Raw genomic sequence first — 24,351 nt, forward strand, 5'->3', positions numbered from 1 at the left:
TTTCTGTTATTTCGTCAATAACAGCACCAACTCAATCAACACTGCGTTGGTGTGTTGCGTATTCTATACAGTTTTTGAATAGACGCAATATGTTTTTTAGGTTTTTTTTCAAAAAAAATACCATTCGCCTAAGTTTTAAGCGTATTTCATATTTTTATCACACTGTTCTTATAATTTGTCTTTTTTTTCGCACGTTACTAAATTGGTTTTTTAAATAAATCCTTTTAAAGCGATAATAAAAAACAACCAGCTCAGTTAGGCTGGTTGCAAATCTACATTAATTAGCTTGTTCTGCAAGCCATGACATAAATTTTTGTCGCTCTACTTTACTAGCTTGTTGCCACAATTGAATCAATTGTTGCTCTTTGCCCTGTGTTTGTTTTGCTGTAGGCAATGTTGCTGAGGTGGTTTCCTCAGATGGCAAAACTGCTGCCGCGGTATAAACTGCTGCTGGTTGATTGACCGCAGCACTATTTTGAGTGGTATCTAAAGTTTTATTAAGCCAACTACCACCTAACCAACCAGTTGAACTTGCTTTGGCACCTGTTTGTTGTACCAGCAACTGATTCTTTTGATTATATAAACCAACGCTTGGTTGATCTTTGAATTCTTTTGCAGCATCGAAGTCTTTAGGTGGATTTACCAAAGCGAGTCGATAGTTTTCGCCATCTTGAAGAATTGGGGTTTTGAGTGTAATGACGCCTGATTTTAAAATATCGTGCGCACCATTATGATGTTCAAAATATTGTTGATAACGCAAGTTAATGACATTTTCACCCGCATTGACTTTCACTTGCTGTGCAGAACTGAATAAACCTGAACGAATTTGTTGATCATTTACAGCGAGCAACTTAATTTCTTCAGGTACTGCAATAGTTACTGCTGAAAATGCTGAACTACAAGCCATCAATGCAATACTTGCTATGCCTAATTTAAATGCCATATTTCACTCTATATCATTTATTAAAGTTTGATTGCACTATGCAATGTATAAATGACAGTTTTATGACAATTCATGGGTTTAGGCATTTGCACATGAATAAGTAAGTTGTAAGGCACATCACTACCCCCAGAAACAAAAAAGTAGGATGAATCATCATCCTACTTTTTTGTCTGTGCAGTATGTGTTGCTAGAGCTTAGTTAAAGCTTTTGAAACGTGCTGCATCATCCATAAATGTTTTTTCACCAGCAGGTGCTTCAATTGAACCAAACACTAATTGTGCACGTAGTTTCCAGTTTGCAGGAATGTCATAAGTTTGCGCAACTTCTTCATCTACGATTGGATTGTAGTGCTGTAATGATGCACCCACATTGATTTCAGATAAAGCTGTCCACGCTGCGAATTGTGCAATCCCTGTCGAATGTTCTGACCATACTGGGAAGTTGTCTGCATATAGCGGGAATTGCTCTTGTAGACCTTTTACAACATCTTGATCTTCAAAAAATAAAGCTGTACCAAAACCTGCAATAAAGCTATTAATTTTTGCTTCAGTGTTTGCAAATGCTTCTGCAGGAACCATTTTATGTAAAGTTTCTAAAACGATGTTCCAAAATTGTGTATGCGATGCACCGTATAAAGTCACAACACGTGAAGTTTGCGAGTTAAATGCAGATGGGCTTAAACGAACTGCTTGTTTGATTGTACTTTCAATAGTTGCCTGATCTACAGAAACATTTTTACCAAGTGCATAGATTGAACGGCGTTTTTCTAATTGATTTAAAAATGACATTTTTAATTCCTCTGCAGAATTTTGTATAAATTAATTGATACAGCGATATTAAGCTTTTTATTCAGCATAAACATTACAAAAAATACGACAGTGTGTTTTATGTATAGAACGATTATAGTTATATAAAGTGACAAATGTATGTGACTGCATTTAGGGTCTGTTGACATTTCATAAATGGCTTGCGCTGTAGGCTAAAACTGAGCAGATCAGGCATGAAACGCAGGGAATAGCGAGACTATTGCCAAGTTTCATAACGCAATCTGAGAAAGTTTTAGCCACAGCCTGAGCAAAAACAAGCACTGCTTTGTTTGCAGCGCAAGGCGCAGCGAAGGACGAGCATATTTTTTGCTGCTATTGCGTTATGAGTCAGTCATTTAGAATGACTAAATTTCCTGCCTCATGCCTTATATCAGCTAAAAAATATGCGTAGTCGCAAACATAGACGAATTGTCAACAGACCCTATTACCTTTTATTCTATAGATACAGTCTATTGCAATATAAATATGCTGCGGTTCGCTCTTTGTAGCACATAATAATAAGCTGATTTGACCAATCTTCATCAAATGCTGTTATTTAAGCATAGACTTTAAATTGATTTTGATAGTGTGCATGACTCCGTTCGGTTACTTCTTCTTCAATTGATCCAAAAACGAGTTGTGAACGTAACAACCATGTATCTGGAATATCAAAATGCTCTGCCACAGCACGGTCTATGTTTGGATTATAATGCTGTAAAGATGCACCCACGCCTGAATCTGCCAGTGCTGTCCACACTGCAAATTGCGCCATCCCTGAAGTTTGCTCCGACCAAATTGGAAATTCTGCAGCATTAAATGGAATTTTCTTTTGCAATTGACGAATCACTTGTTGATCTTCATAGAACAATACCGTGCCAAAACCTGCTGCACATTGTTCGATTTTCATTTTAGTACCTGCAAAAACCTGCTCTGGTACAAACTGACGTTGTACTTCCTGTACTAAATTCCAAAATTTTTTATGTGATTCAGAAAATAAAATAACCACGCGCGTACTTTGTGAATGATGTGCCGATGGACAGCTACGCACAGCTTCCTGAATCAGCTCGGTCATATAAGTTTGGCTAAAATGAATGCGTTTTCCTAAAGCATAAATACTACGGCGCTTTTTCAATTGATCGATGAAAGTCAGTTCATGTGCATCATGGCTAGGCTTTTTTTTAAGCTTAAAGTCTTTCATGATATCTGCTGTAAGCACATGACCAATTTTATTTAACAGTGTCATTTTAACTTCCCCAAAAAATCAATCAAAATCAATCTAATATTTTTTCTTATTGTATATAGACGAATGTGCTTTTATTCACATTCGTATTTTTAGCTGCTGCTTTTTACAACACTCAAACCCGCTAAAAACCACAAACTCCGCATTTTGCGGAGTTTGTGTGAAACTTACAGCATTTTTACATTTTAGCTTTAAACTTATTTTAAAACTTATTTTTCAGTTTCAAACAGTGCTGCAACAAATGCTTTGGCTGAGAATGGACGTAAATCGTCAATTTTTTCACCCACACCAATAAAGCGAATTGGCACATGGCTACGGCTTGCAATGTTAAATAACACGCCACCTTTTGCCGTACCATCCAGTTTAGTGATGGTGATGCCTGTTAAGCCAACAGCCTCATCAAACATTTCCACTTGGTTAATGGCATTTTGACCTGTGCCTGCATCTACGACCAACATCACTTCATGCGGTGCAGTCGCATCAATTTTTTGCATCACACGCTTAACTTTAGTCAATTCTTGCATCAGGTTGCTTTTGTTATGCAAACGTCCAGCAGTATCTGCAATTAACACATCAATGCCTTTGGCACGCGCACTTTCAAACGCATCGAAAATAACAGAAGCACTGTCTGCACCGTGACCTTGTGCAACAACGGCAACATCGTTACGCTCACCCCAAATCTGCAATTGTTCTGTCGCTGCAGCACGGAAAGTATCCCCTGCGGCCAACATGACTTTTTTACCTTCGCCTTGTAAGCGTTTCGCTAACTTGCCAATGGTTGTGGTTTTACCTACACCATTCACACCCACGACTAAAATCACATAAGGGGTTTTATTGGCATCAATATGTAAAGGTTTTACCCGTGGCGCAAGCAAAGCCACTAATTCTTCTTGCAAAGCCTTATATAAAGAATGTGAATAAATTAAGTCGCCACGCGCAGTACGCTCGGTCAAATTGGCAATAATGGTTTTCGTTGCATCTACACCAATATCTGCAACCAACAGTTGTTCTTCGACTTCTTCTAATAATTCATCATCAATTTCTTTACCGCCAATCAGAATATTCACCATGCCATCGGCAAAGTTTTTACGGGTTTTGGTTAACCCTTCTTTCATGCGACTAAAGAAACCACCTTTCGCAGGCGCATCCGTGTCTGATGATGTTTCTGCAGCATGTTCAGAGGTTTCTGCTTGTTGTAGAGGTGTTGTTTCAACAATCGGAATATTTACCGCTGGCAAATTCGGTAATGTGACATCATCATCTCCGATATCAGCATCAATCAAAAATTTATTTTGCCCATTAGATTGCTGTTGCATGCCGAATCCTTGAAAAGCATTGCGTTAAAAAATCGGATTCTAACATAAACCAATTGCTTTTACCTCGTATTCCAACCACATAGCCGCATACAAAAAATACCTACAGCAATCCTTGCCTTTCCGCTTTAATTTCTGAAAGATAAGCCGATAACGATTGATCTCCACTTGCTTATGTTCCAATTTTCGATGAAGTCTGTTTGTGCGTTGCTTTGGGGTTTAACAGCTTCGATTAGCCATGCTGAAGTTTTAGCTGCGAATAACACTTTTGAAACCACACTCAACAATGGTTTAAAAGTCATTATCCGTGAAGACCATCGTTCTCCCATGGTGATGACTCAAATTTGGTACAAAGTGGGCAGTAGCGATGAGTCGGGAAATACACTTGGGATTTCGCACGTACTTGAACACATGATGTTTAAAGGTACAGCCAAGGTGCCGAATGATGAATTTACCCGTTTAAGTCGTATTTATGGTGGCAGTGTCAATGCAGCAACCTTTACCAATTACACGAATTATTATCAGCTCTATCCCAAAACTTATTTCCCACTGGCTTTAGAGTTGGAAGCCGACAGAATGAGTAATTTGTTACTTCGCCAACAAGACTTTGAGCCTGAAATTAAGGTGGTGATGGAAGAACGGCGGCAACGTACCGATGATAATCCACGGGCTTTGGCTTTTGAACGCTTTAAATGGATTGCCTACCCAACCAGTCATTATCGCCAACCCATTATTGGGCACATGAAAAACTTGCAAAGCATTCAGCTGCAAGATGTACAGGCGTGGTACAAAAAATGGTATCGCCCCAATAATGCTATTCTAGTGATTGTGGGCGATGTAGATCATCAAGCCGCATTGTTGCAAGTCCAAAAGTATTTTGGAGATATTCCGAAAGCACCTACGCCACCGCGCAATGATGTGTTGGAGTTTGAACAATTAGGTTATCGGCACATGGAATTGTCTGCGACTGTGCAAGTTCCTAATTTATATATGGCTTGGAATGTCGGTTCATTGGCAACAGCTAAAAATCCTCAAGATGCCTTCGCGCTCACTATCATCAAACAACTGTTAGACAGTGGAATTACTTCACGTTTAGAACAGCGCTTGGTCAGAAACAATAAGATTCTTAGCTCAGTCAGTGTCAGTTATGACCCGTATCAACGTGGGGATAGTTTGTTTAGTATTTCAGCATTGCCTGCAGCAGGTGTAACGTTAAGCGAAGCACAGGTCGCGATTCAAAACGAAGTGGATACGCTAAAACAGGATTTGGTCAATTCAAGTGAAATTGAGCGCGTGGTAACTCAATTTGTGGCCAATTGGATTTATAGTCAGGATGATTTGGCAGGACAAGCCCGAACCATTGGCAATTTGGAAGTCAATGGATTCAGTCACCGTTTAATCGATGTTTTACCACAACACTTCCAAGCGATTACTGCCCAGGATCTGCAACGTGTTGCGCAAAGTTACTTTAACAAAGACAGACTTAGCACCTTGTATTTATTACCTCAAAGCACAACACCTTAAACTGTGATTTTCATGAAAAAACATCTATTCAGCACGCTTATTTTAAGCACTAGTTTTAGCCTATGTTCTGCTGGCTTTGCGATGGAAACTGCCACCACAGCAGCGCATGATTTTGCTGAAACAGATGTAAGTACGCCTTTACAATCTTTGAGCTTGCTGCACAGTTTAAATGCCGTAAATGAATTGGTCGATGTTCGCGCTCCACAGGTATATGAATTAAAAAATCATCGACACGTACGCACTTTATTTGTCGAAAATCCTGCTTTGCCAATGGTTGATATCCAACTGACTTTTAATGCAGGTTCTGCCCGCGATGCAGAAATTGAAAAAGGTTTATTTGGCGTTGCCAATATGGCAGCCCAACTGATTGATGAAGGCACCAAGCGTTATAAGGCAGAGGAAATTGCCGCAGCCTTTGAAACCACAGGCGCACGTTTTAGTACCACGGCGTACCGCGATATGTTTGTGGTACGGCTAAGAACACTGTCTGATCCGCAGAAAATGCAAACTGCCGTCAAAATGATGCTGGAAATACTGAAACATGCAACTTTTGAGCGTTCTAATATCCAGCGTGTGCAAAGCAATACACAAATTGGGCAAAAACAACTGCAAGAAAATCCAAGCCGTTTAATGAATATTCGCTTATATCGCGCAATTTACGGACAACATGCCTATTCAGAACCCATTACAGGCACCAATGGCAGCATCAAACGGATTCAACCAAAGCACTTACAACAATTTAGAGATCAGTTTCTGGTCGCGCAAAATATGAACATTGCCATTACAGGCAAATTAACCTTAAAAGAAGCAGAAAAACTTGCCAATACCATCAGCGCACATATTGCCCAAGGTGTTGCAGCAACAGCTTTGCCACAGCCTACACCTGCAACACGTTTCAACATCCAGCATATTCCCTACCGGTCACAACAGGCGCATGTCAGTATTGCACAACTTGCGACTACACGGGATGATCCTGACTATTTGGCTTTAGAAATTGCCAATAAAATGCTGGGCGGCAGCAGTTTCAATTCAATTTTGATGAAAGAATTACGAGTAAAACGTGGCTACACTTACGGTGTTAGCAGTTCGTTTCGTTTTACCCAAGCAGCGGGTTTGTTTAGCTTAGGCTATTCTACGCGCCAAGATCAGTTACTCGATAGTATTCAAGTCGCTCACCAGAGCTTAATTCAGTTTGTACAACAACCTATGAATTTAGAACAATTAAAAGAAACCAAAGCAGGTTTAATTCGTGCATTTCCGAATCAATACAGCAGCAATGCCAGTATTAATGCCCAGCTTGGGCACATCGGTTTTTATCGACTTCCTGCAAATTATTTAAGTGATTATGCAGAACGAGTGGAAAAAGTTACCGCTGAAGATGTGCAACGTGCAATTCGCAAACATTTGCATCCTGATCGTTTAACTTTAGTAATTGTGAGCGAACATTTAGATAAAGCCGCATTGGTAAAAATGCTGCAGGACAATTTACTCGCACCAACATCTTTAACACCGACACCGCACAATATGAATAACATGCCAACAGAAAAAATTACTCTTGCACCAAGGCAGGAAGTTGTTGAGCCCGATCTTGCTCCATTTGATGTGCCTGCATCAACTTTAAATAATGCACATAACGAATCGGACGTTGATTGAGTAAATGAACTGCCATGTCTTGGGTATTGGCATACATAGATTGTTGTGACAAACGCTCAACATTTTGAAATTGTTGCACCCCAACTGGGCGATAAAGCGCAACACTTGCTAAAGTTAAAATAATAAAAATGATACTCAGCACAACAATATTATAAATTTGCTCGAGTTTCAGTTGAGAAATAAATTGAATCGTTTTTTGAATTGCGTTGTGCATGACCTACCTCTAATCGCCTTAGTGTAGGATGCCCTTGTGAGATGTACAAGTTAAACAGCTCAATTTTACTGTATCGTCACAGTAAAAATTGAGCCTTTTTCTACAAATTCTACAAAGGATTTAGCTTTAGCCAATCGTGCCACGAATTACCGCAAAGTATAAAACCAATGCAATGACTGCAAGCACCAAGAAAATAGCAAATACACTGACACCGCCCTCTGCTTCAGCAGGATGAAGCTCATCTTCATCGGCAATACGGAGTAATTCACCATCATAATTACGGTAAAACTCTATACGATCGCTTCGCTCTAAAGTTTTGGCAAAATCAGCCACACGTTTACGTTGCGCCAAGCAGTATTCACCTAAATGAACATCTCGACGGAAAATTGCCTCATCTAGTTTTTTACGGTGATGATGTGCCAACTCAATAATTTGAGAAGTCAATGGAGGTACATCAAAAGCACATCCGTCTACGGATCTTGTCATGTTGTTCTCCTTTTTTATCATGCTTAGAGCTTTAGTTTAATCAAAATTAAACTTGTTCAATGTTTAATCATGTAAACTTGAAATATGCCAATCAACCCCGATGATTATTTGACAATTCAATCAAATTGTAATATTAGTTTAACAATAAAGCGTTAAATTGATATGAAGCCTAAAAGGTAGGCTTAAATAAGTAATCATAATTACAATAAGGAGTTTAATATGATTCAGACGATCTCTCACCATGACTTAGAGCATGTTTATGCAAATGCAGTAAACACGATTCATTCACAAATGAACTTCCAAGATGCGGTAAAACAACTCGAAGAAGCTGCACGTGCAGGACATGGTAAAGCGGCAATGTTCTTGGCAGAACTGTATTATCAAGGTTTCCGTGTAGAACGTGATTCATTGAAAGCACAATACTGGCAAAACATGGCCACTATGCAAGCATAATAAAACGTCACTTAGGTGGCGTTTTTTTTGACCCTTTTTTTAGATGCTCCAACCATAAATACATATTTGTTTACGATTTTAAGCAAAGCTTAAACGGTATATTCATCAATTCTTTTTACAATATAGCCAAATTTTACAACCTTGCTTGATTATGAATCAGATTAACCAACTCCACCCTTTACCAAAGGATTTTCTGCTTAAAGTTACACTATTAAAATCAATGATGTACTGCGGTGTACTTTGGGGTTTATTCCATCAAGGTTGGGCAATGAGTTCAGATCACGATGATTATATTTTCCCTTTTTGGTTAAATGCGGTACAAGCGCATAAATATGCTGCTAAACACTGGCCACAATATAGTCCTCGTAAAATTTCCGCGCAGGATTTTGAAACTTTTTTATTACCAACGCTCACCCGTTTAAATGTCACGCCAACCTTGTTTGGTTCGTCAAGTCAAAAAATTAAACTGACCACTTCACAAATGAAGCATTTCTTTTTTAATGAACCTCCGTTAAATATTGCTTAAATAAAAACTGAATAGAATTGACGTAAAAATCAACAATCGTGACTCTAAAGTATTTGCAATTTTTACAATTCACGTTACTTTAAAAGTCAAACAATAAACAACAAATCAGGACACAGAATATGACCAAGGTAACTCACGTTTTACAAGATAAAGCACATCACGAAATTTACACAATTCGCCCAGAAGCAACGGTTTTAGAAGCAATTAGTTTAATGGCTGAAAAAGGCATTGGTGCGTTGGTGGTTACCGATCAAAACAATCATGTGGTTGGTATTCTGTCTGAGCGTGATTACACCCGTAAAGTTATTTTGATGGAACGAACTTCTAAAAGCACAACGGTTAGTGAAATTATGACTGCTAAAGTACTGACCGTGACCAAAAACACCAGTGTGAAAGAATGCTTAAACTTAATTACTGACCATCATTTACGTCACTTACCTGTACTTGAAGGTGAGCAGTTGGTAGGTTTAGTGTCGATTGGTGACTTGGTGAAAGCGACTATGGATGATCAGCGCAAACTGATCGAGCAGTTACAACAATATATTGCAAGCTAAGGCACTGTTTTATAAAACCTGCCAAATATAAAGTAAAGATAAAAAAAACCGCCTAAACTTATACATTTAGGCGGTTTTTCATATTCAGTAGAATTAATTCAAACCTAATTTTTCTGCTACATAGTCTGAATCTTTATCACCACGACCTGAAAGATTAACCACAATTTTCACGTTTTTTGCCATTTTTGGTGCTTCACGTAATGCCCACGCCACCGCATGTGAGCTTTCCAAAGCAGGTACAATACCCTCTACACGTGACAACGTCATAAAGGCATCTAAACATTCTTGGTCAGTTGCCGTTGAATACTCCACGCGACCAATGTCTTTTAAGAAGCTATGCTGCGGCCCCACACCCGGATAATCCAAACCTGAAGCAATTGAATGTACTGGCAATGGCTCGCCTTGTTCATCTTCAAGCACATAACACGCCATACCGTGTAATTGACCCGGTTTACCCAAAGTTAAGGTTGCAGAGTGCTGATCTGTATCTAAACCATGACCTGCAGGTTCTACACCCACAAGCTTAACTTCTGGGTCATTTAAGAATGCGGTAAATGCACCCACTGCGTTTGAACCACCGCCCACACATGCCACGATATAATCTGGATTTACTCCAAAGCGTTCTTGGCTTTGCATTTTAATTTCATCGCCAATAATTGCTTGGAAATCACGTACCATTTTTGGAAATGGGTGTGGGCCAACCACCGAACCAATTGCATAAATATAATTTTTCGGGTCTTTTAAGTATTCTTCAAAAGCACTGTCTACAGCATCTTTTAAAGTCGCTGTACCACGTGTGACTGAAATCAGGTTAGCACCTAAAATTTTCATTTTCACGACGTTTGGATGTTCTTTTTCAATATCAACTTGTCCCATGTGAATTTCACATGGAATGCCCACAAGCGCACATGCTGTTGCCAACGCGACACCATGCTGTCCCGCACCTGTTTCTGCAATCACTTTGGTTTTACCCATATATTTGGCTAGCAATGCTTCACCTAAACAGTGATTGATTTTATGTGCACCTGTATGATTTAAATCTTCACGTTTCAAATAAATTTGCGCACCACCCAACTGTTCAGATAAACGCTTTGCATGAAACAAAGGACTCGGGCGCCCTACATAATTTGTAAATAAATCTTTTAATTCATTTTGAAATTCTGCTGTATGACGAATTTCTTCATAAGCAAGGTTAATTTCATCCATGGCTTCTTTTAAATGCGGTGGAATAAACTGCCCGCCATATTGTCCGAAAAAACCTTCTTCATTCGGTAATGCGATGCCATTAATTTGATGTTCCATCTCGATCCCCTCAAATTGAAATTCACGTTGCTTATCGTATTGCTATTTCATCAATATGCATGCAATAACTGATATTGATAAAAAATTAATGGAAAAAATGGCGCTTATCGCGCCAAATATTTCGTCATATCTTCAATGCCTTTTAAAGTCATTGGATACATATGATTTTCAAAAATTTGTCGAATTAAACCAATGGTATGTGTGTAATGCCAATAGCCTTCCTGTTCAGGATTCAGCCATGCGGTTTTTTCAAAATGCTGACGCAGACGTTGTAACCAAACTTGCCCTGCCTCATCATTCATATATTCTACCGAACCACCAATCGAATTCAGCTCATAAGGTGCCATACTCGCATCACCGACCACAATTACCCGATAGTCGCGTCCATAGGTATTAAATAAATCCCACGTATTCATACGGGTACTGCTACGGCGTAAATTGTCTTTCCAAACATAGTCGTATAAACAGTTGTGGAAATAAAAATATTCGAGGGTTTTAAACTCAGTTTTGGCCGCACTAAACAGTTTTTCACATTGGGCGATGTGTGCATCCATCGAGCCACCCACATCAAACAACATCAACACTTTGACGCGATTACGACGTTCTGGCACCAATTGTACATCTAAAATGCCCTGTTTGGCAGTTTCTCGGATAGTGCCATCAATATCCAATTCTTCAGCTGCACCTTGACGGGCAAATTTACGCAAACGACGCAGTGCCAATTGCATTTGTCGTGTACCTAAAATCTGTTCATCGTCTAAATTTCGATACTGACGCTGCTCCCAGACTTTAACAGCTGAACGCTTACGTCCAGGCCCACCAATGCGTACACCTTCAGGATGATCACCAAAAGCACCAAACGGTGATGTACCGCCCGTACCAATCATACGGTTGCCACCCTGATGCTTTTTATGCTGCTCGCGTAAACGCTCTTCCAGCATTTTCATCAATTCTTCTAAAGAACCTGCTTTTTTCAGCTCTTCGCGTTGTTCTGGCGTGAGATGTTTTTCTAATAGTTCTAAGTCGAACCAGTCTTTAGGCAATTGATGAACTTGCTGCAGTAAATCATCTAAATCAAAAGTGGAAATGCCATCAAAATAATCTTTCATGGCACGGTCAAACTTGTCAAAAAAACGCTCATCTTTGACCATGACGGTTTTAACAAGTTGATAGAATTCATCTTGATCTGCAAAAACCAGACCCGATGCCACCGCCTGATTTAAGTCAATCAATTCACGTGTGGTGACAGGTACACCGTAACGTCGCAAGGTATAAAACAAGCGCACGAACATGGCGTTGTCCTCCCTTAACGGCGCGACATAAAGGCTAAACGCTCAAGCAATTGCACATCTTGTTCATTTTTGATTAATGCACCGTATAAAGGCGGAATGGCTTTGCTTTTATCGCTATTACGCAAAATATCTTCTGGCATGTCATCTGCCATCAATAGGCTTAACCAATCAATTAATTCAGACGTAGATGGTGGTTTTTTTAAGCCCGGAACTTGGCGCAATTTAAAGAAAACTTGTAAAGCTTCTGAAACCAATGTGCTTGAAATATTCGGGAAATGCACATCGATAATATCGCGCATGGTCGCTTCATCTGGGAAATCAATATAATGGAAGAAACAACGACGTAAAAAAGCGTCTGGCAGCTCTTTTTCATTATTTGATGTGATGATCACGATTGGACGTTGTGTTGCCGTAATGGTTTCGCCTGTTTCATAAACATAAAACGACATTTTATCGAGTTCATGTAGCAGGTCATTTGGGAATTCAATATCTGCCTTGTCAATTTCATCAATCAACAACACACAGCGTTCTTCGCTGGTAAATGCTTCCCACAATTTCCCGGGTTTAATATAGTTTTTAACGTCATACACACGGTCATCGCCCAGTTGGCTGTCACGCAAACGCGACACTGCATCATATTCATATAAACCTTGCTGCGCTTTGGTGGTCGATTTAATGTGCCATGTAATCAACTTTAAACCCAAACTTTTAGCAACTTGCTCTGCCAATAAGGTTTTACCTGTACCTGGCTCACCTTTCACCAAAAGCGGTTTTTGCAAAGCACGTGCGGCTTTCACCGCAAGTTTTAAACTATCAGTCGCAATGTACTGATCTGTACCCGAAAATTGTTGCGCATCAACAGACATGATTTTACCTTAATTGTTTTAGTTACAGTGGTGAGGTATTTTTCTTGGCTTTATAAGTCGTTTGTTTAAGACAGTATCTTGACCAGAAATAACCGATCAATAAGCCAAGACCGATCACAAATAAAATGGCAGATAAATTAGACCAAACCAATGGGGTTTCTTTGGTTAAAACACCAAAAAGAAGTCCAAATATGGCTGGGGCAACTGCTGCATTGCTGCCTTCTGATACTGTTGGGGTAAGTAAAATTGCAAACAGCACAATCCAAGTGATACCACCTAACGGATTGGGCAAGCGTTTGGCAATTTCGTACCAGCACCATAAAATAATGGCACTCCCCAACAAATAAACAGAAACAGCAATTGCAGTTTCAGGAATTGAATCCAATCCAGTCATCACACTATTCATTTCTCAACTCCTGAATAAAGCTTAAGCACCACGTAAACCTTCTGGTTCAACGGCATTTGGGTTAATTAAGCCTTCTGGTGGCACTTGAATAAAGAAGCCACGTGTTTGAATAGAATCCATGACATGCAAAACATTCACACGTGCCAACTTACGGCTTTCAGACAGTTGCAAATCCATTACAAATGTCGCACGACCAAATGCAACTCGCATTGGCTCAGGTAAAACCTCTAGCGGGTTAAACGCTTCTGCTTGATCTTCAGTTTGCTCAGGACGGGCGATGTATAAATACATCTCATCTTTTTTGCTCGATTTATAAATTGAACAGTGCATAAACAACAAAACTCTAAAAACTCAGGCAAAGGATACAACAAAAAAAACCGAGATACATTAACCATTATTAACGCATTGGTCTATGTTTACACTCAAACAAAGAATGGCGTGAAAATTCATCCATTTTCAGGTGAAAAACGGCTTTATTTAAAATGTGGATCGGTTTGATTTATTCAGCAACTTTCATCTGACCAGACAAATAACGCTCGTCGGCATGTAAAACTTCAATTAAAGGCTTGGTGAGTAATTCATAACGCCAACCTAACAAATAGTTAGGCAAATCTTGCTCATCGTTATGAAATACCACATGCTGATAAAGCGCATTGAGCCATTTTTTACGCAGCAAAACTTCTTTTGGAATTTGAGTTTCCTGTACGGCACGTTGAATCACCTGTTCTACATTTTCGCCCACTTCTTTTGAAGAATGACGAATTGGTCGCGCCATACGTAATGGCCATTGTGATTGATCAGGCAAATATTTAATTAAATCTAAAATAGTTTTGCCATGTTCACGCACAATATGCGCACGTAAATCTTTAATAGTACTGAGCTGGAACTGATTTTTAGGATTTTTCTCGACCAAGTCCAGCATAGTAGAATTACGCAAAATAAAACTACGTGGTTGGTTTAAGGCTTTTACCATTTGCTCACGCCAAACGGCCAATTGTTGCAATTGCATGAGTTGACGGCGTGAATGACGATAGTTGCCCACATCCTGATACAACAACTCTAAAGGTGTTTCTTCACCAATTTCCTGAGTTAAATTGCGGCAATCTTCTTGTGCAAAATCCAGTAAATAATTTTGTTTTAAGTCGGTTTGTACCTTATCTGCCAATTGCATTAGATACAACACATCATTGGCAGCATAATTTAACTGCTCATCGGACAACGGACGTGCAAGCCAGTCTGAGCGAGTTTGCCCTTTATCAATATCGACATTGAGCATGGTTTTTAAAGCGTTTTGATAACTGACTTGTAAACCATGCCCTAAAAATGACATGCCAACTTGGGTATCAAACACGTTATCTAAGTTTTTTTGCTGTGCATAATGATAAATTAAATCAATATCTTCACCGCAGGCATGAAAAATATTTTGCTGCGCTTGAAACAGTTTTTCCCAAAACGCACTTAAATTTAAAGAAGTGCCATCTAACAAATAGACCTGATCATTAACATTAATTTGGAATACACCCAATTTTGGCCATAAAGTATCAACCTTAATAAATTCGGTGTCTAAACCATAAATGCTGTTTTGGCTCATTAATGCCAAGACATTTTCAAAGTCTTTTTGTTGATGAATAAATTGGAACATAGCGAGCAGGTAAAACAGGATTCTCTAGGGGTTCATTTTAAACAGTAAATAGCATTTAGCTATAAAAATATGTCCAGTATTTTCAATTTTTATCTTATTTCTAAGTCGATACAGTGAAAATTTAAATTTTTTATCGTTTTTTTATCTTAATTTGATTTTTTATTGGCTTTAAAGGCAAGTAATCATTTTTGTGGATGATTTATCAAATGACTATTCACATGAAATAAGCACCTAAATGCTTATTTCATTCGCATCCGATTATGCACCGCCTGACTTAAAGTATGACTATCGACATATTCAAGTTCACCACCTTGCGGCACACCTTGCGCAATACGGGTCATCTGCACAGGCAAATGTTTGGTTGCTTCTACCAAATAGTGTGCTGTCGCTTGACCTTCTACGGTTGCATTGGTCGCCAAAATGACTTCGGTAATGTTGCCATCACTTAAACGCTGAACCAAATACGGAATACCAATTTCGTCAGGCCCAATGCCATCTAATGGCGATAAATGCCCACCTAAAACATGGTATTTACCACGGAAGCTGCCGCTTTGCTCAATCGCCATGACATCGGCTGGAGATTCCACCACGCAAAGCAAGTGTGCATCACGATCATGTGAGGCGCAAATATTGCAGACTTCATCTTCCGTTAATGAGTGACAAATCGAACATTCATGAATATAGCTAGTGGCTTCGTTCAAAGCATGAGCCAAACCGACTGCACCTTCTCTATTTTTCATAATCAGGTGCAATGCCATGCGTTGAGCCGATTTTGGCCCAACACTTGGCAAAATGCGTAGCGCTTGTACCAGTTGATCAAAACGATCACTAAACATACGCCGTTCCTTAGAATAAACCTGCCAAGCCCGGTGGCAAGCCCATGCCTGAGTTTGCAGACTTCATTTTTTCTTCAGAAATTGCTTCGGCTTGACGGGCAGCATCATTCATTGCAGCGGCAATCAAATCTTCAATCATGTCTGCATCGTCTTGCAATAATTCAGGGTTGATTTCAATGCGTTTGACCACATTACGGCAAGTCATCGTCACTTTCACTAAACCACCGCCCGCTTCTGCATGCACTTCAGTTTGCGCAAGTTCTTCTTTGGCTTTTTTAATGTTGTTTTCCACTTCTTTTTGCATGCGCTGTGCTTGCTGCATCAACATATTAATGTTCATAAAAATCTCCGAACAAATGATCTATTGAGGGTCTGTTGACAATTCGTCTATGTTTGCGACAACGCAAGCCATTTATGAAATGCCAACAGACCCTAGTTTTTAAATGAGGTCTAAACCGCGCTCGATGTCGCGAATAATATCATCAATATCTTCCAAGCCAACAGAAACACGAATTAAACCTTCGCCGATACCTGCTGCTTGTTTGGCTTCTGGGGTCATTCTGCCATGCGATGTTGTTGCAGGATGAGTAATGGTTGATTTTACATCGCCCAAATTACTGGTGATAGATAGGAAGCGTGTGTTGTCAATCACAGTCCACGCGCCTTCACGCTCGCCTTTCACCACAAAAGATACAACACCGCCAAAGCCAGACTGTTGCTTTTTCGCCAACTCATGCCCCGCGTGATGCGGCAAGCCTGCATAATACACTTTTTCAACTTTTGGATGTGCATCTAGCCACTCGGCTAGTTTTTGTGCACTGGCGCAATGTGCTTTCATCCGCAGGCTCAAAGTTTCTAAACCTTTTAAGAAAATCCATGCGTTAAATGGACTTAATGAGTTACCCAAAGTACGAATCACACCGTTGATTTCTTCAACCAGTTTATCTTTGCCCACCACAGCGCCGCCTAAAGCACGTCCCTGCCCATCAATATATTTGGTCGATGAGTAGATAATCAGGTCTGCACCGAATTTAATTGGTTGTTGTAAAACTGGGGTACAGAAGGTGTTATCAACTGCAAATAAAGCATTATTTGCATGTGCAATATCGGCAATGGCTTGTAAATCGCCTACTTGTGCCAATGGATTCGATGGCGTTTCAATAAATAAAAGACGTGTGTTTGGACGAATGGCTTGTTTCCAGCTGTCTAAATCTTCTAAATCAACAAAAGTGACATCGACACCAAACTTCATCACGTATTTTTCAAATAGTGAAATGATCGAGCCAAATACAGCACGTGAACAGACTACATGATCACCCGCTTTAAGATAAGCCAAAGTGATCGCATGAACGGCCGCCATACCCGAACTTGTCGCAACCGCACGTTCTGCACCATCTAATACTGCCAAGCGTTTTTCAAAAGCCTGTACAGTTGGATTGGTATAACGTGAATAGGTATTGCCTTCAATTTCACCTGAGAATTTTGCAGCTGCATCGGCAGCATTTTCACAAACAAATGATGAAGTCAGGAAAATTGGCTCACTGTGTTCGCCTTCAATTGTACGGTTGTGTCCGGTACGAATTGCCAAAGTATCTAATTGATATTCAATGTCGTCGTGTTGACTCATCTTTACTGCTCAGCCCTAAACTTAGTCCTAAGACCTGTTTGTTAAATAATTGCCAACATTTTGAGCGCCAAGCGCATTTAAGGTCAAGGTAAAATGTATAAATATCGCTTAGACTTCATTCAAATCGGCGCCACGTGTGATGGAACACCTCATGAATCAGCTACAAAGAAAATTTAATCCGCACCGAAAAAAGCTTAAAAACCTCAGCACTCGCTTATTTAAAAGCCGTGATTTGATCTTATCTCAGACCACGCCATACGACATCGTGGCACGTTATAAGTATGCGCAGATTCGCTATTACGCTTCGCCAGATAAGCAATATAAAGAGCCGCTGGTTTTTGTTGCGCCTTTAGCAATTACCATGTCGATTTATGACTTATATCCTTATCGCTCTTTAGTGAAACATTTTCAGCATAGTGGTTTTGATGTGTATTTGGTTGATTGGGGACAATTGACCTATCAACATTGTCATTTAAATTTTATGGCTTTTATTCAGGATGCAATCCCTAATTGTATTCAACTCATTTTACAACACGCCAAAGTCGAACAAATTTCACTACATGGTTGGAGTATGGCGGGTATTTTTGCCATGCTTTATACCGCCGACCAACAAACAACTCATATTAAAAACTTGATGGTTTTGGGTAGCCCTGTAGATAGCTATGCTTCGGGGCGGGTTGGTAAACTCTTTCAACTGACCAATCAACTGATTTCTAAATATCCCAAATTGCAACATGCCTTTTATTCAGGAAAAATTCCAAAGCATTTAATTCATACACCGGGTTTAATCAATGCGATTGGTTTTAAGATTTTAGACCCTAGAGCATGGCTGGAAAGCAATAAACAGATGCTGTCGAATCTGCACGACTTACAAACCTTGCATGAAAACGCAACTTTAGCCAATTTTTTAAATAATATGATTGATTATCCGGGTGGGATTAATCAGGACATGGTATTGAATGTATGGCTGCAAAACCCACTCAAACAAGGTCATATTCAACTCAAACAACATCAGATAGACCTTAAAAATATTCATTGTTCACTTTTGGTCGGTGCGGGTGATAGCGATCAAATTGTCACTGCTGAAGCTGCTCAACCTTTATGTGAATTGACAAGTAGTACCGATGTCACGTTTACTCTTATTCCAGGTGGACATTTGGGTTTAATGTCCAGTCAAAAAAGTGCCAATGAATTCTGGCCTAAACTGACCACTTGGTTAGAACAACGATCTAGCAAAATTTCATAAAGAGAGCAAAAACATGATTCAATCTGTTGCATTTATTGGCTTAGGCGCAATGGGCTACCGCATGGCAGCCCATTTACCTAAACATTTTGATACGGTCTATGTCTGGAATCGTAACTTTGCCAAAGCCGAGCAACATGCTGCTGAATATGGCACACAAGCGGTTGAATTGGCTCAAGCGGTGCAAGCAGATATTATTTTTTCTTGCTTGCCCACCAGTAGCGAAGTTGAAAACCTGATTGCACAAGTTCAACTTAAAGCAGGTTCAGTCTGGGTCGATTGCACCAGTGGCGTACCCGAAAGTGCTAAAAAATTGGTACAACAACTTGAAGCACAACAGATCGACTTTTTAGATGCACCTGTAAGCGGACAAACCATTGGTGCAGAAAATGCCACATTAACAGTCATGATTGGCGGTAAAGCTGCTGCTTTTGAAAAAGCCCTACCTGCAATTCAGGCTTTTGGTAAAGTGATTCAGCATGTGGGTGAACCTGGTGCTGGCTTTGCCGTAAAAGCGGTGAATAATATGTTAATGGCAGTGAGTTTGTGTGCTGCAGCTGAAGGTTTTACCACCTTAAAAGCACATGGCGTAAACTTAAATCAGGCCTTGCAATGCATAAATGCTTCAAGTGGTAAAAGCGCAGTAACGGAAATGATTTTGCCACAGCGAGTACTGAATCGCGCTTTTCCAAATACTTTTGCACTCCCTTTACTGGCTAAAGACACAGGTATCGCATTAGATTTAGTCCATGAAGCAGCTTTGCCTGCACCTGTATTGGCTTTAACCCAAAGCCTGATTCAAGCAGCGAATTTAACCGCAGAAAAAGACAGTGATTTTTCCACTGCTGTGAAAATGTATGAATTATGGAGTAATATTACCCTAGAGTAAGAACTCGCCATTGAATATACAGCCATAAACCCAATAATGTGTATTAAGTGGCTAGTCACACCATCATTAAATAGAGGAAACTCTTATGAACAAGTTTAGCATTGCCGTATTTGCAAGCCTTGCAACTTTAATTGGGGCAAGTTCAACTGCTTTTGCATCTGAACAAGAATGTCAGAAACTGAAAAATGACCACGATGTTATTTATGCATCTAAAGGGTTCTGCTTCAAAGACCCAGAAGCTAAAGCACGTTTTGGTAATGACAACTGCTATACAACCAAACCTAAGTTTTCTGAAAAAGAACAACAACGTCTTGACGCAATCAAAGAACGTCAAAAAGAACTGAACTGTAAATAACCGTTCTGAAATATCAAAGCTGAATTTAAGGAATCATAATGGCTTACGATGATCAAAATATTTTTGCAAGAATTCTACGTGGCGAACTTCCTGCAATTAAAGTGTATGAAGATGACCAAGTTCTTGCGTTTATGGACATCATGCCGCAAGCCGATGGTCACACTCTCGTGATTCCTAAAACGCCTGCAGTGACTTTATTGGATTTACCCGCAGATGCAGCAGCCTATACTATTCAAATTGTGCAAAAAATTGCGAAAGCAATGGAGCAAGCTTTGGGTGTAGATGGTATCGTGTTAATGCAATTGTCTGGTGCAAGTTCAGGTCAAACTGTCCCCCACGTGCATTTTCACTTAATTCCAACATCGGTTCATCAACTTGGGAAACATGCTGCACAAATGGGCGACCAAGAAAAAATTAAAGCTCAAGCGGAAAAAATTAAAGCAGCGCTTTAAATATTTCAAAAATGTCATACAAAAAAATGGAGCAGCTGCTCCATTTTTTTGCATTCAGCTTTCTTCATTCATTTATATCACCATTTATGACACTAAGATGTCGTTCCCTTTGCAATTAAGTTATTTATTTCACATATTTTTCTATAAATAAAAATGTAATCATTAAAAAAATGCGAATAAAAGTAAGTTTTTGATCTAATTTGTTCTTTTTAATAATTTTGAAATATCTCCTTAATATTACTGTCGCATTTGTAAGGAATACTTAGCACCAATAGAGAACAGCAGTAGATCTACCCTACTTCTGAACAATGTTTAGGACTAAAAACAATAGTCTGTATTGGAGCTACACATGAAAAAAACGCTTTGCGCATTAGCAGTTGGGGCAACCTTCTTAACACCAGCATTAGCTATGGCTGCTGATGTTAAAGTTTATGGTCGTGCACACGTATCTTTAGACTATCTTGATGATGGTAAAGACTATAACGAAGTTGGTCTTTCTTCTAACTCATCACGTTTAGGCTTCAAAGCTGAACAAAAATTAGAAAACGGCATGACTGTTTTTGGTCAAGTTGAACAAGAAGTTAACTTTGCTAGCGGTAGCCAAGATGGTAAAAGCGTAGACTTTGCTACTCGTGATACTTTCGTAGGTTTAAAAGGTGACTTTGGTCAAGTACGTGCAGGTCGTTTTGACAGCCCATTTAAAGTTGCTCGTGGTCCAGTGAACTTCTTTGGTGATATGGTTGGTGACATTCGTAACGTAACACGTGTTAGTGATAATAAGTTTGATGAACGAAATGAAAATACCGTTGAATATAAATCTCCTAAATTCGGTGGTGGTTTTAACGTACTTGCAGCTTTATCATTACATCCAAGCACTTCAATTCCCAAAGATGCAACGACCGGAGAAGGTCAGGACGACAATAAAGCTTACGATCTGGCTTTAACTTATAAAGAAGGTCCTGTTGACTTTGCAGCTGCTTATGAACGCTATGAAGAAAACTCTGCAATTGGCTCGGGTGAGCGTGATGGATTCCGTATCGCAGCAGCATACAAAATCACACCAGAACTAAACTTAGGTGGTTTATACCAATATCTTACACATGACTTGGAAGGTACTGCAACCAAATATGCTGATGCACAAGTATTTGGTGTAGCGGCAGACTATAAAGTAGCACCAAAGACTTATGTACGTGGTCAGGTATTCCACCGTGACGTTGACACCGAAGATGCAAACTCTACACTTTTAGCAGTTGGCGTGGAACATCGTTTAGACAAGGCTGTACGTGTATACGCAAACCTTGCAACCATGTTAAATGATAAAAATGCTGATCTTACTCCTTGGAAAGAAGGTCGTAGCTTTGGTAACTCCGTAAAAGGTGCTAAAGACGAAAACTCAACAGCTCTTTCTTTAGGTTTCCGTTACGACTTCTAAGTCTGAACCAAACTTAAAACATAAAAACACGCTTCGGCGTGTTTTTTGCATACTTAAAAAACCAAATAAAAACTAAGCCAACAAACTTGCTGGCTTAATTTATTCAAGTCAGTTTTGCAAAGCTGAATTTTTCAATATTAACGCTTTAAAAATCCAGACACTAAATTCATCACTTGTTGAATATCATCATTGGCTTCTTGTTTGCTAGTTTGCTCACCTTGTGGTGTCAATGAATCAATAATTTGCGGCAATACTGCAGAAATCGCATTATAAATATCTTGCTTTGGCGCCTGAGTTTGCTGTGCGACCTGCTCTACATCGGCATCATCAAATAAACTTTGTACTTGTTCAGCACCTACATGCGCATTTTCACCTGGGCCTGTAGACACCCAATCATCCACCTGACTGGTTAAGCCTTGTCCTTTGAGTTTATCCAAAGCGCCTTGCAAGCCACCTTGTTTTTGAATCCATGCCAACACCAAAGGTAAAACTGCAATCAATAAACTTTGTGTACCTGAAGCACCTGCAGCAGAACGCTGTTGTTGTCCACCCAACTGACCAAGTACCGAACCAAGAATACCACCCAAGCCACCTTGTGCAGATTGTTGGTTATTACCACCAAGTTGCCCCAAAACCGAACCTAAAATGCCACCCAATCCACCTTGAGATTGATTAGATTGCTGATTCGCACCCAATGCCTGCTTTGCTAAAATTTCAACAATATTGCTTAAATTGGTCATTTTATTTTCCTCATAATGCCCTTATGACAGCATACGAAGTTTTGACTGAATTGCGCGCTTGAAATTGTTAAATTTTGCAATATCCTAAATTTATGTGAATTAATTATCATTATTAGAATTTTGTGATCGTAATTCAGCACTTACCAGCGGAATTTATCCCAATTTTCAGGGTTTGCCCAAAACTTAGAATTAAACCAATCAGGCACGTGCTTATAAGTCAAAATATTAAATTGCCATAAGCACAAATGATGCTGCTCAAACCGATGTTCAATCAATTGCGTAAAACCAAGCGCTCTAAGCAATTGCTCATCTTCACGCGCAGCAATCACCACAATACGTTTTGCCAATAAATCACGTAGCTTCACCAAAATTTGCGAAGTGTGTTGTGGCGTCTGCACAGCAAAATCTGCAGCATCTAAAAATACAACTGCCAAATCAAAACGTTGGGTAAAAGGCAGATTTAAAAATACCAATGCGCTAAAATACTGCCATTGGATAGCTGACTGATCATCCGCTTGATTGTTATGCTTCGGGCTTGCTTCAATATTTTGCCCTATACACAATGCAGTAGAAATTGGCTGTTGTTGAGATAAATCATCAATTAATGCTTGAATTAAACGCATTTCAGCCATCACTGCATTCCTTCATTTTTGAGAGAGTATTCTTATGGAACTACAAGGCATTTGCCATAAAATGCACGCAGGTCTTAAGGACCATAGTGTAACTGATGAACAGGTACACAAGGCAAATGTTGAATATAAATTTATTCTAGACCGTTCAGAAATTGATCTACCTTTTCAGCTTGGGCAAGAGCTTGAACTAGAGTGGACGGGCAATATTTATTGTGTTTCTTGTGGCGTAAAAACACCAAAATCTTATTCGCAAGGACATTGTTTCAAGTGTTTTAAAACCAAAGCATCTTGCGATATGTGCATCATGAAGCCTGAAACCTGTCACTATCATTTAGGTACATGTCGTGAAGATAGTTTTGCTCAAGAAGTCTGCTTTCAACCGCACATCGTATATTTAGCCAATTCAAGTGCTTTAAAAGTGGGAATCACCCGTTTAAGTCAAATGCCTACACGTTGGTTAGATCAGGGCGCAACCCAAGCCTTACCAATTATGAAAGTCGGCTCACGTCGTTTATCTGGGCAATTAGAAGTTATGTTTGGTACACAAGTCGCAGATAAAACCGACTGGCGCAAACTACTCAAAGGCGAAGCAGAGCCGCTAAACCTAATTGAAGTGCGTGAACAACTGATTGAAGAGTTTGCGCCTAAAATTCAGACCATTCGTGATGAGTTTAGTCAAAACCTTGAATTCAACGAAACGGTAGAGCTTTTAGATCAGGAACTTCCGCGTGAATTTGTGTATCCTGTAGAACAGTATCCTGAGAAAATTAAATCGCATAACTTAGATAAAACCCCAATCATTCGCGGCAAACTGCAAGGAATTAAAGGGCAATATTTAATCTTGGATACAGGTGTCATCAACATTCGTAAATACACAGGTTATGAGCTAAAAATTCGCGCTGAATAAATCTTGAAACTGCTTACT

At 39.6% G+C, this 24,351-nt stretch carries 28 protein-coding genes; 11 read left to right on the forward strand and 17 right to left on the reverse strand.

The annotated features are described in order from the left end of the window. Positions 1-277: 277 nt before the first annotated feature. The 4 genes from VF675_RS11010 to ftsY all read right to left on the reverse strand — a co-directional run bounded on the left by VF675_RS11010 (position 278) and on the right by ftsY (position 4,305). The gene (locus VF675_RS11010; RefSeq protein WP_440205226.1) at positions 278-943 is read right to left on the reverse strand and encodes a DUF2057 domain-containing protein; all 666 of its coding nucleotides are present in this window, start codon (positions 941-943) and stop codon (positions 278-280) included. Between the two features lie 194 nt (positions 944-1,137). Then, positions 1,138-1,731: a nitroreductase family protein gene (locus VF675_RS11015; RefSeq protein ID WP_004976581.1), complete on the reverse strand. Its 594-nt coding sequence runs from the start codon at positions 1,729-1,731 to the stop codon at positions 1,138-1,140. Positions 1,732-2,305: 574 nt separating this feature from the next. Next, positions 2,306-2,992: a nitroreductase family protein gene (locus tag VF675_RS11020; protein WP_104851938.1), complete on the reverse strand. Its 687-nt coding sequence runs from the start codon at positions 2,990-2,992 to the stop codon at positions 2,306-2,308. Between the two features lie 206 nt (positions 2,993-3,198). Next, a complete protein-coding gene (gene ftsY / locus VF675_RS11025) occupies positions 3,199-4,305 on the reverse strand; it encodes a signal recognition particle-docking protein FtsY (protein WP_004976589.1) in 1,107 nt (368 codons plus the stop codon). 186 nt (positions 4,306-4,491) lie between these two features. Between ftsY and VF675_RS11030 the strand changes: the two genes are divergently transcribed. Both VF675_RS11030 and VF675_RS11035 read left to right on the forward strand, forming a co-directional pair. After that, on the forward strand, positions 4,492-5,826 hold the full coding sequence (locus tag VF675_RS11030; protein ID WP_225530234.1) for a M16 family metallopeptidase: 1,335 nt from the start codon (positions 4,492-4,494) through the stop codon (positions 5,824-5,826). A 12-nt stretch (positions 5,827-5,838) separates the two neighbouring features. Continuing rightward, complete coding sequence (locus tag VF675_RS11035) at positions 5,839-7,479, forward strand: M16 family metallopeptidase (protein ID WP_004976592.1); 1,641 nt, start codon at positions 5,839-5,841, stop codon at positions 7,477-7,479. On the opposite strand, the gene VF675_RS11040 is transcribed toward VF675_RS11035, so the two are convergent. Both VF675_RS11040 and VF675_RS11045 read right to left on the reverse strand, forming a co-directional pair. Beyond that, on the reverse strand, positions 7,376-7,693 hold the full coding sequence (locus VF675_RS11040) for a hypothetical protein (protein WP_004976594.1): 318 nt from the start codon (positions 7,691-7,693) through the stop codon (positions 7,376-7,378). The genes VF675_RS11035 and VF675_RS11040 overlap by 104 nt on opposite strands. 126 nt (positions 7,694-7,819) lie before the next feature. After that, complete coding sequence (locus VF675_RS11045) at positions 7,820-8,179, reverse strand: hypothetical protein (protein WP_167845990.1); 360 nt, start codon at positions 8,177-8,179, stop codon at positions 7,820-7,822. Positions 8,180-8,398: 219 nt separating this feature from the next. Between VF675_RS11045 and VF675_RS11050 the strand changes: the two genes are divergently transcribed. The 3 genes from VF675_RS11050 (at position 8,399) to VF675_RS11060 (ending at position 9,712) form a co-directional block, all read left to right on the forward strand. Further along, positions 8,399-8,632 (forward strand): hypothetical protein, encoded by a 234-nt coding sequence (locus tag VF675_RS11050; protein WP_004976599.1) that lies wholly within the window; start codon positions 8,399-8,401, stop codon positions 8,630-8,632. A 151-nt stretch (positions 8,633-8,783) separates the two neighbouring features. Beyond that, on the forward strand, positions 8,784-9,158 hold the full coding sequence (locus VF675_RS11055; protein WP_440205227.1) for a DUF2750 domain-containing protein: 375 nt from the start codon (positions 8,784-8,786) through the stop codon (positions 9,156-9,158). 119 nt (positions 9,159-9,277) lie between these two features. After that, a complete protein-coding gene (locus tag VF675_RS11060; RefSeq protein ID WP_004976604.1) occupies positions 9,278-9,712 on the forward strand; it encodes a CBS domain-containing protein in 435 nt (144 codons plus the stop codon). A 93-nt stretch (positions 9,713-9,805) separates the two neighbouring features. Here VF675_RS11060 and trpB read toward each other — a convergent pair whose 3' ends face one another. The 9 genes from trpB to VF675_RS11105 all read right to left on the reverse strand — a co-directional run bounded on the left by trpB (position 9,806) and on the right by VF675_RS11105 (position 17,683). Next, positions 9,806-11,014, reverse strand: a complete 1,209-nt coding sequence (gene trpB, locus VF675_RS11065; RefSeq protein ID WP_104851935.1) for a tryptophan synthase subunit beta — start codon at positions 11,012-11,014, stop codon at positions 9,806-9,808. A gap of 104 nt (positions 11,015-11,118) precedes the next feature. Then, positions 11,119-12,306 carry a vWA domain-containing protein gene (locus VF675_RS11070; RefSeq protein WP_178319350.1) on the reverse strand — a complete coding sequence of 396 codons (1,188 nt, stop codon included), beginning with the start codon at positions 12,304-12,306 and terminating at the stop codon, positions 11,119-11,121. A gap of 14 nt (positions 12,307-12,320) precedes the next feature. Continuing rightward, a complete protein-coding gene (locus VF675_RS11075) occupies positions 12,321-13,172 on the reverse strand; it encodes an AAA family ATPase (protein ID WP_004976610.1) in 852 nt (283 codons plus the stop codon). 22 nt (positions 13,173-13,194) lie between these two features. After that, the gene (locus VF675_RS11080) at positions 13,195-13,578 is read right to left on the reverse strand and encodes a hypothetical protein (RefSeq protein ID WP_440205228.1); all 384 of its coding nucleotides are present in this window, start codon (positions 13,576-13,578) and stop codon (positions 13,195-13,197) included. Positions 13,579-13,599: 21 nt separating this feature from the next. Continuing rightward, positions 13,600-13,908: a YcgL domain-containing protein gene (locus VF675_RS11085; protein WP_004976615.1), complete on the reverse strand. Its 309-nt coding sequence runs from the start codon at positions 13,906-13,908 to the stop codon at positions 13,600-13,602. Positions 13,909-14,077: 169 nt separating this feature from the next. Then, positions 14,078-15,220, reverse strand: coding sequence for a ribonuclease D (locus VF675_RS11090; protein WP_096901447.1), 1,143 nt, complete (start codon positions 15,218-15,220; stop codon positions 14,078-14,080). Between the two features lie 239 nt (positions 15,221-15,459). Then, positions 15,460-16,056 carry a recombination mediator RecR gene (gene recR, locus VF675_RS11095; protein WP_019837914.1) on the reverse strand — a complete coding sequence of 199 codons (597 nt, stop codon included), beginning with the start codon at positions 16,054-16,056 and terminating at the stop codon, positions 15,460-15,462. A 10-nt stretch (positions 16,057-16,066) separates the two neighbouring features. Next, positions 16,067-16,396 (reverse strand): YbaB/EbfC family nucleoid-associated protein, encoded by a 330-nt coding sequence (locus VF675_RS11100; protein ID WP_004976621.1) that lies wholly within the window; start codon positions 16,394-16,396, stop codon positions 16,067-16,069. Between the two features lie 99 nt (positions 16,397-16,495). Further along, positions 16,496-17,683, reverse strand: coding sequence for an O-succinylhomoserine sulfhydrylase (locus tag VF675_RS11105; RefSeq protein ID WP_440205229.1), 1,188 nt, complete (start codon positions 17,681-17,683; stop codon positions 16,496-16,498). A gap of 151 nt (positions 17,684-17,834) precedes the next feature. Here VF675_RS11105 and VF675_RS11110 point away from each other — a divergent pair, with 151 nt between their 5' ends. From VF675_RS11110 to VF675_RS11130, 5 genes are all read left to right on the forward strand, one after another. Continuing rightward, positions 17,835-18,929, forward strand: a complete 1,095-nt coding sequence (locus VF675_RS11110) for an alpha/beta fold hydrolase (RefSeq protein WP_440205230.1) — start codon at positions 17,835-17,837, stop codon at positions 18,927-18,929. Between the two features lie 13 nt (positions 18,930-18,942). Then, a complete protein-coding gene (locus VF675_RS11115) occupies positions 18,943-19,815 on the forward strand; it encodes an NAD(P)-dependent oxidoreductase (protein WP_440205231.1) in 873 nt (290 codons plus the stop codon). A gap of 85 nt (positions 19,816-19,900) precedes the next feature. Then, positions 19,901-20,170 (forward strand): YARHG domain-containing protein, encoded by a 270-nt coding sequence (locus VF675_RS11120; protein WP_136144520.1) that lies wholly within the window; start codon positions 19,901-19,903, stop codon positions 20,168-20,170. Positions 20,171-20,208: 38 nt separating this feature from the next. Next, positions 20,209-20,622, forward strand: coding sequence for an HIT family protein (locus VF675_RS11125; RefSeq protein WP_131261454.1), 414 nt, complete (start codon positions 20,209-20,211; stop codon positions 20,620-20,622). A gap of 349 nt (positions 20,623-20,971) precedes the next feature. After that, on the forward strand, positions 20,972-22,054 hold the full coding sequence (locus tag VF675_RS11130; RefSeq protein WP_004976633.1) for a porin: 1,083 nt from the start codon (positions 20,972-20,974) through the stop codon (positions 22,052-22,054). Between the two features lie 137 nt (positions 22,055-22,191). Here VF675_RS11130 and VF675_RS11135 read toward each other — a convergent pair whose 3' ends face one another. Then, the gene (locus VF675_RS11135) at positions 22,192-22,794 is read right to left on the reverse strand and encodes a YidB family protein (protein ID WP_303362775.1); all 603 of its coding nucleotides are present in this window, start codon (positions 22,792-22,794) and stop codon (positions 22,192-22,194) included. Positions 22,795-22,934: 140 nt separating this feature from the next. Beyond that, entirely contained in the window at positions 22,935-23,426 is a 492-nt protein-coding gene (locus tag VF675_RS11140; RefSeq protein WP_225530719.1) for a DUF6231 family protein, read from the reverse strand. Positions 23,427-23,460: 34 nt separating this feature from the next. Between VF675_RS11140 and VF675_RS11145 the strand changes: the two genes are divergently transcribed. Continuing rightward, positions 23,461-24,333, forward strand: a complete 873-nt coding sequence (locus VF675_RS11145) for a DUF2797 domain-containing protein (RefSeq protein WP_440205232.1) — start codon at positions 23,461-23,463, stop codon at positions 24,331-24,333. The last annotated feature ends 18 nt before the right edge of the window (positions 24,334-24,351 follow it).

It is taken from the genome of Acinetobacter sp. Lyrl_1 (assembly GCF_051948795.1).
Classification (GTDB): domain Bacteria; phylum Pseudomonadota; class Gammaproteobacteria; order Pseudomonadales; family Moraxellaceae; genus Acinetobacter; species Acinetobacter towneri.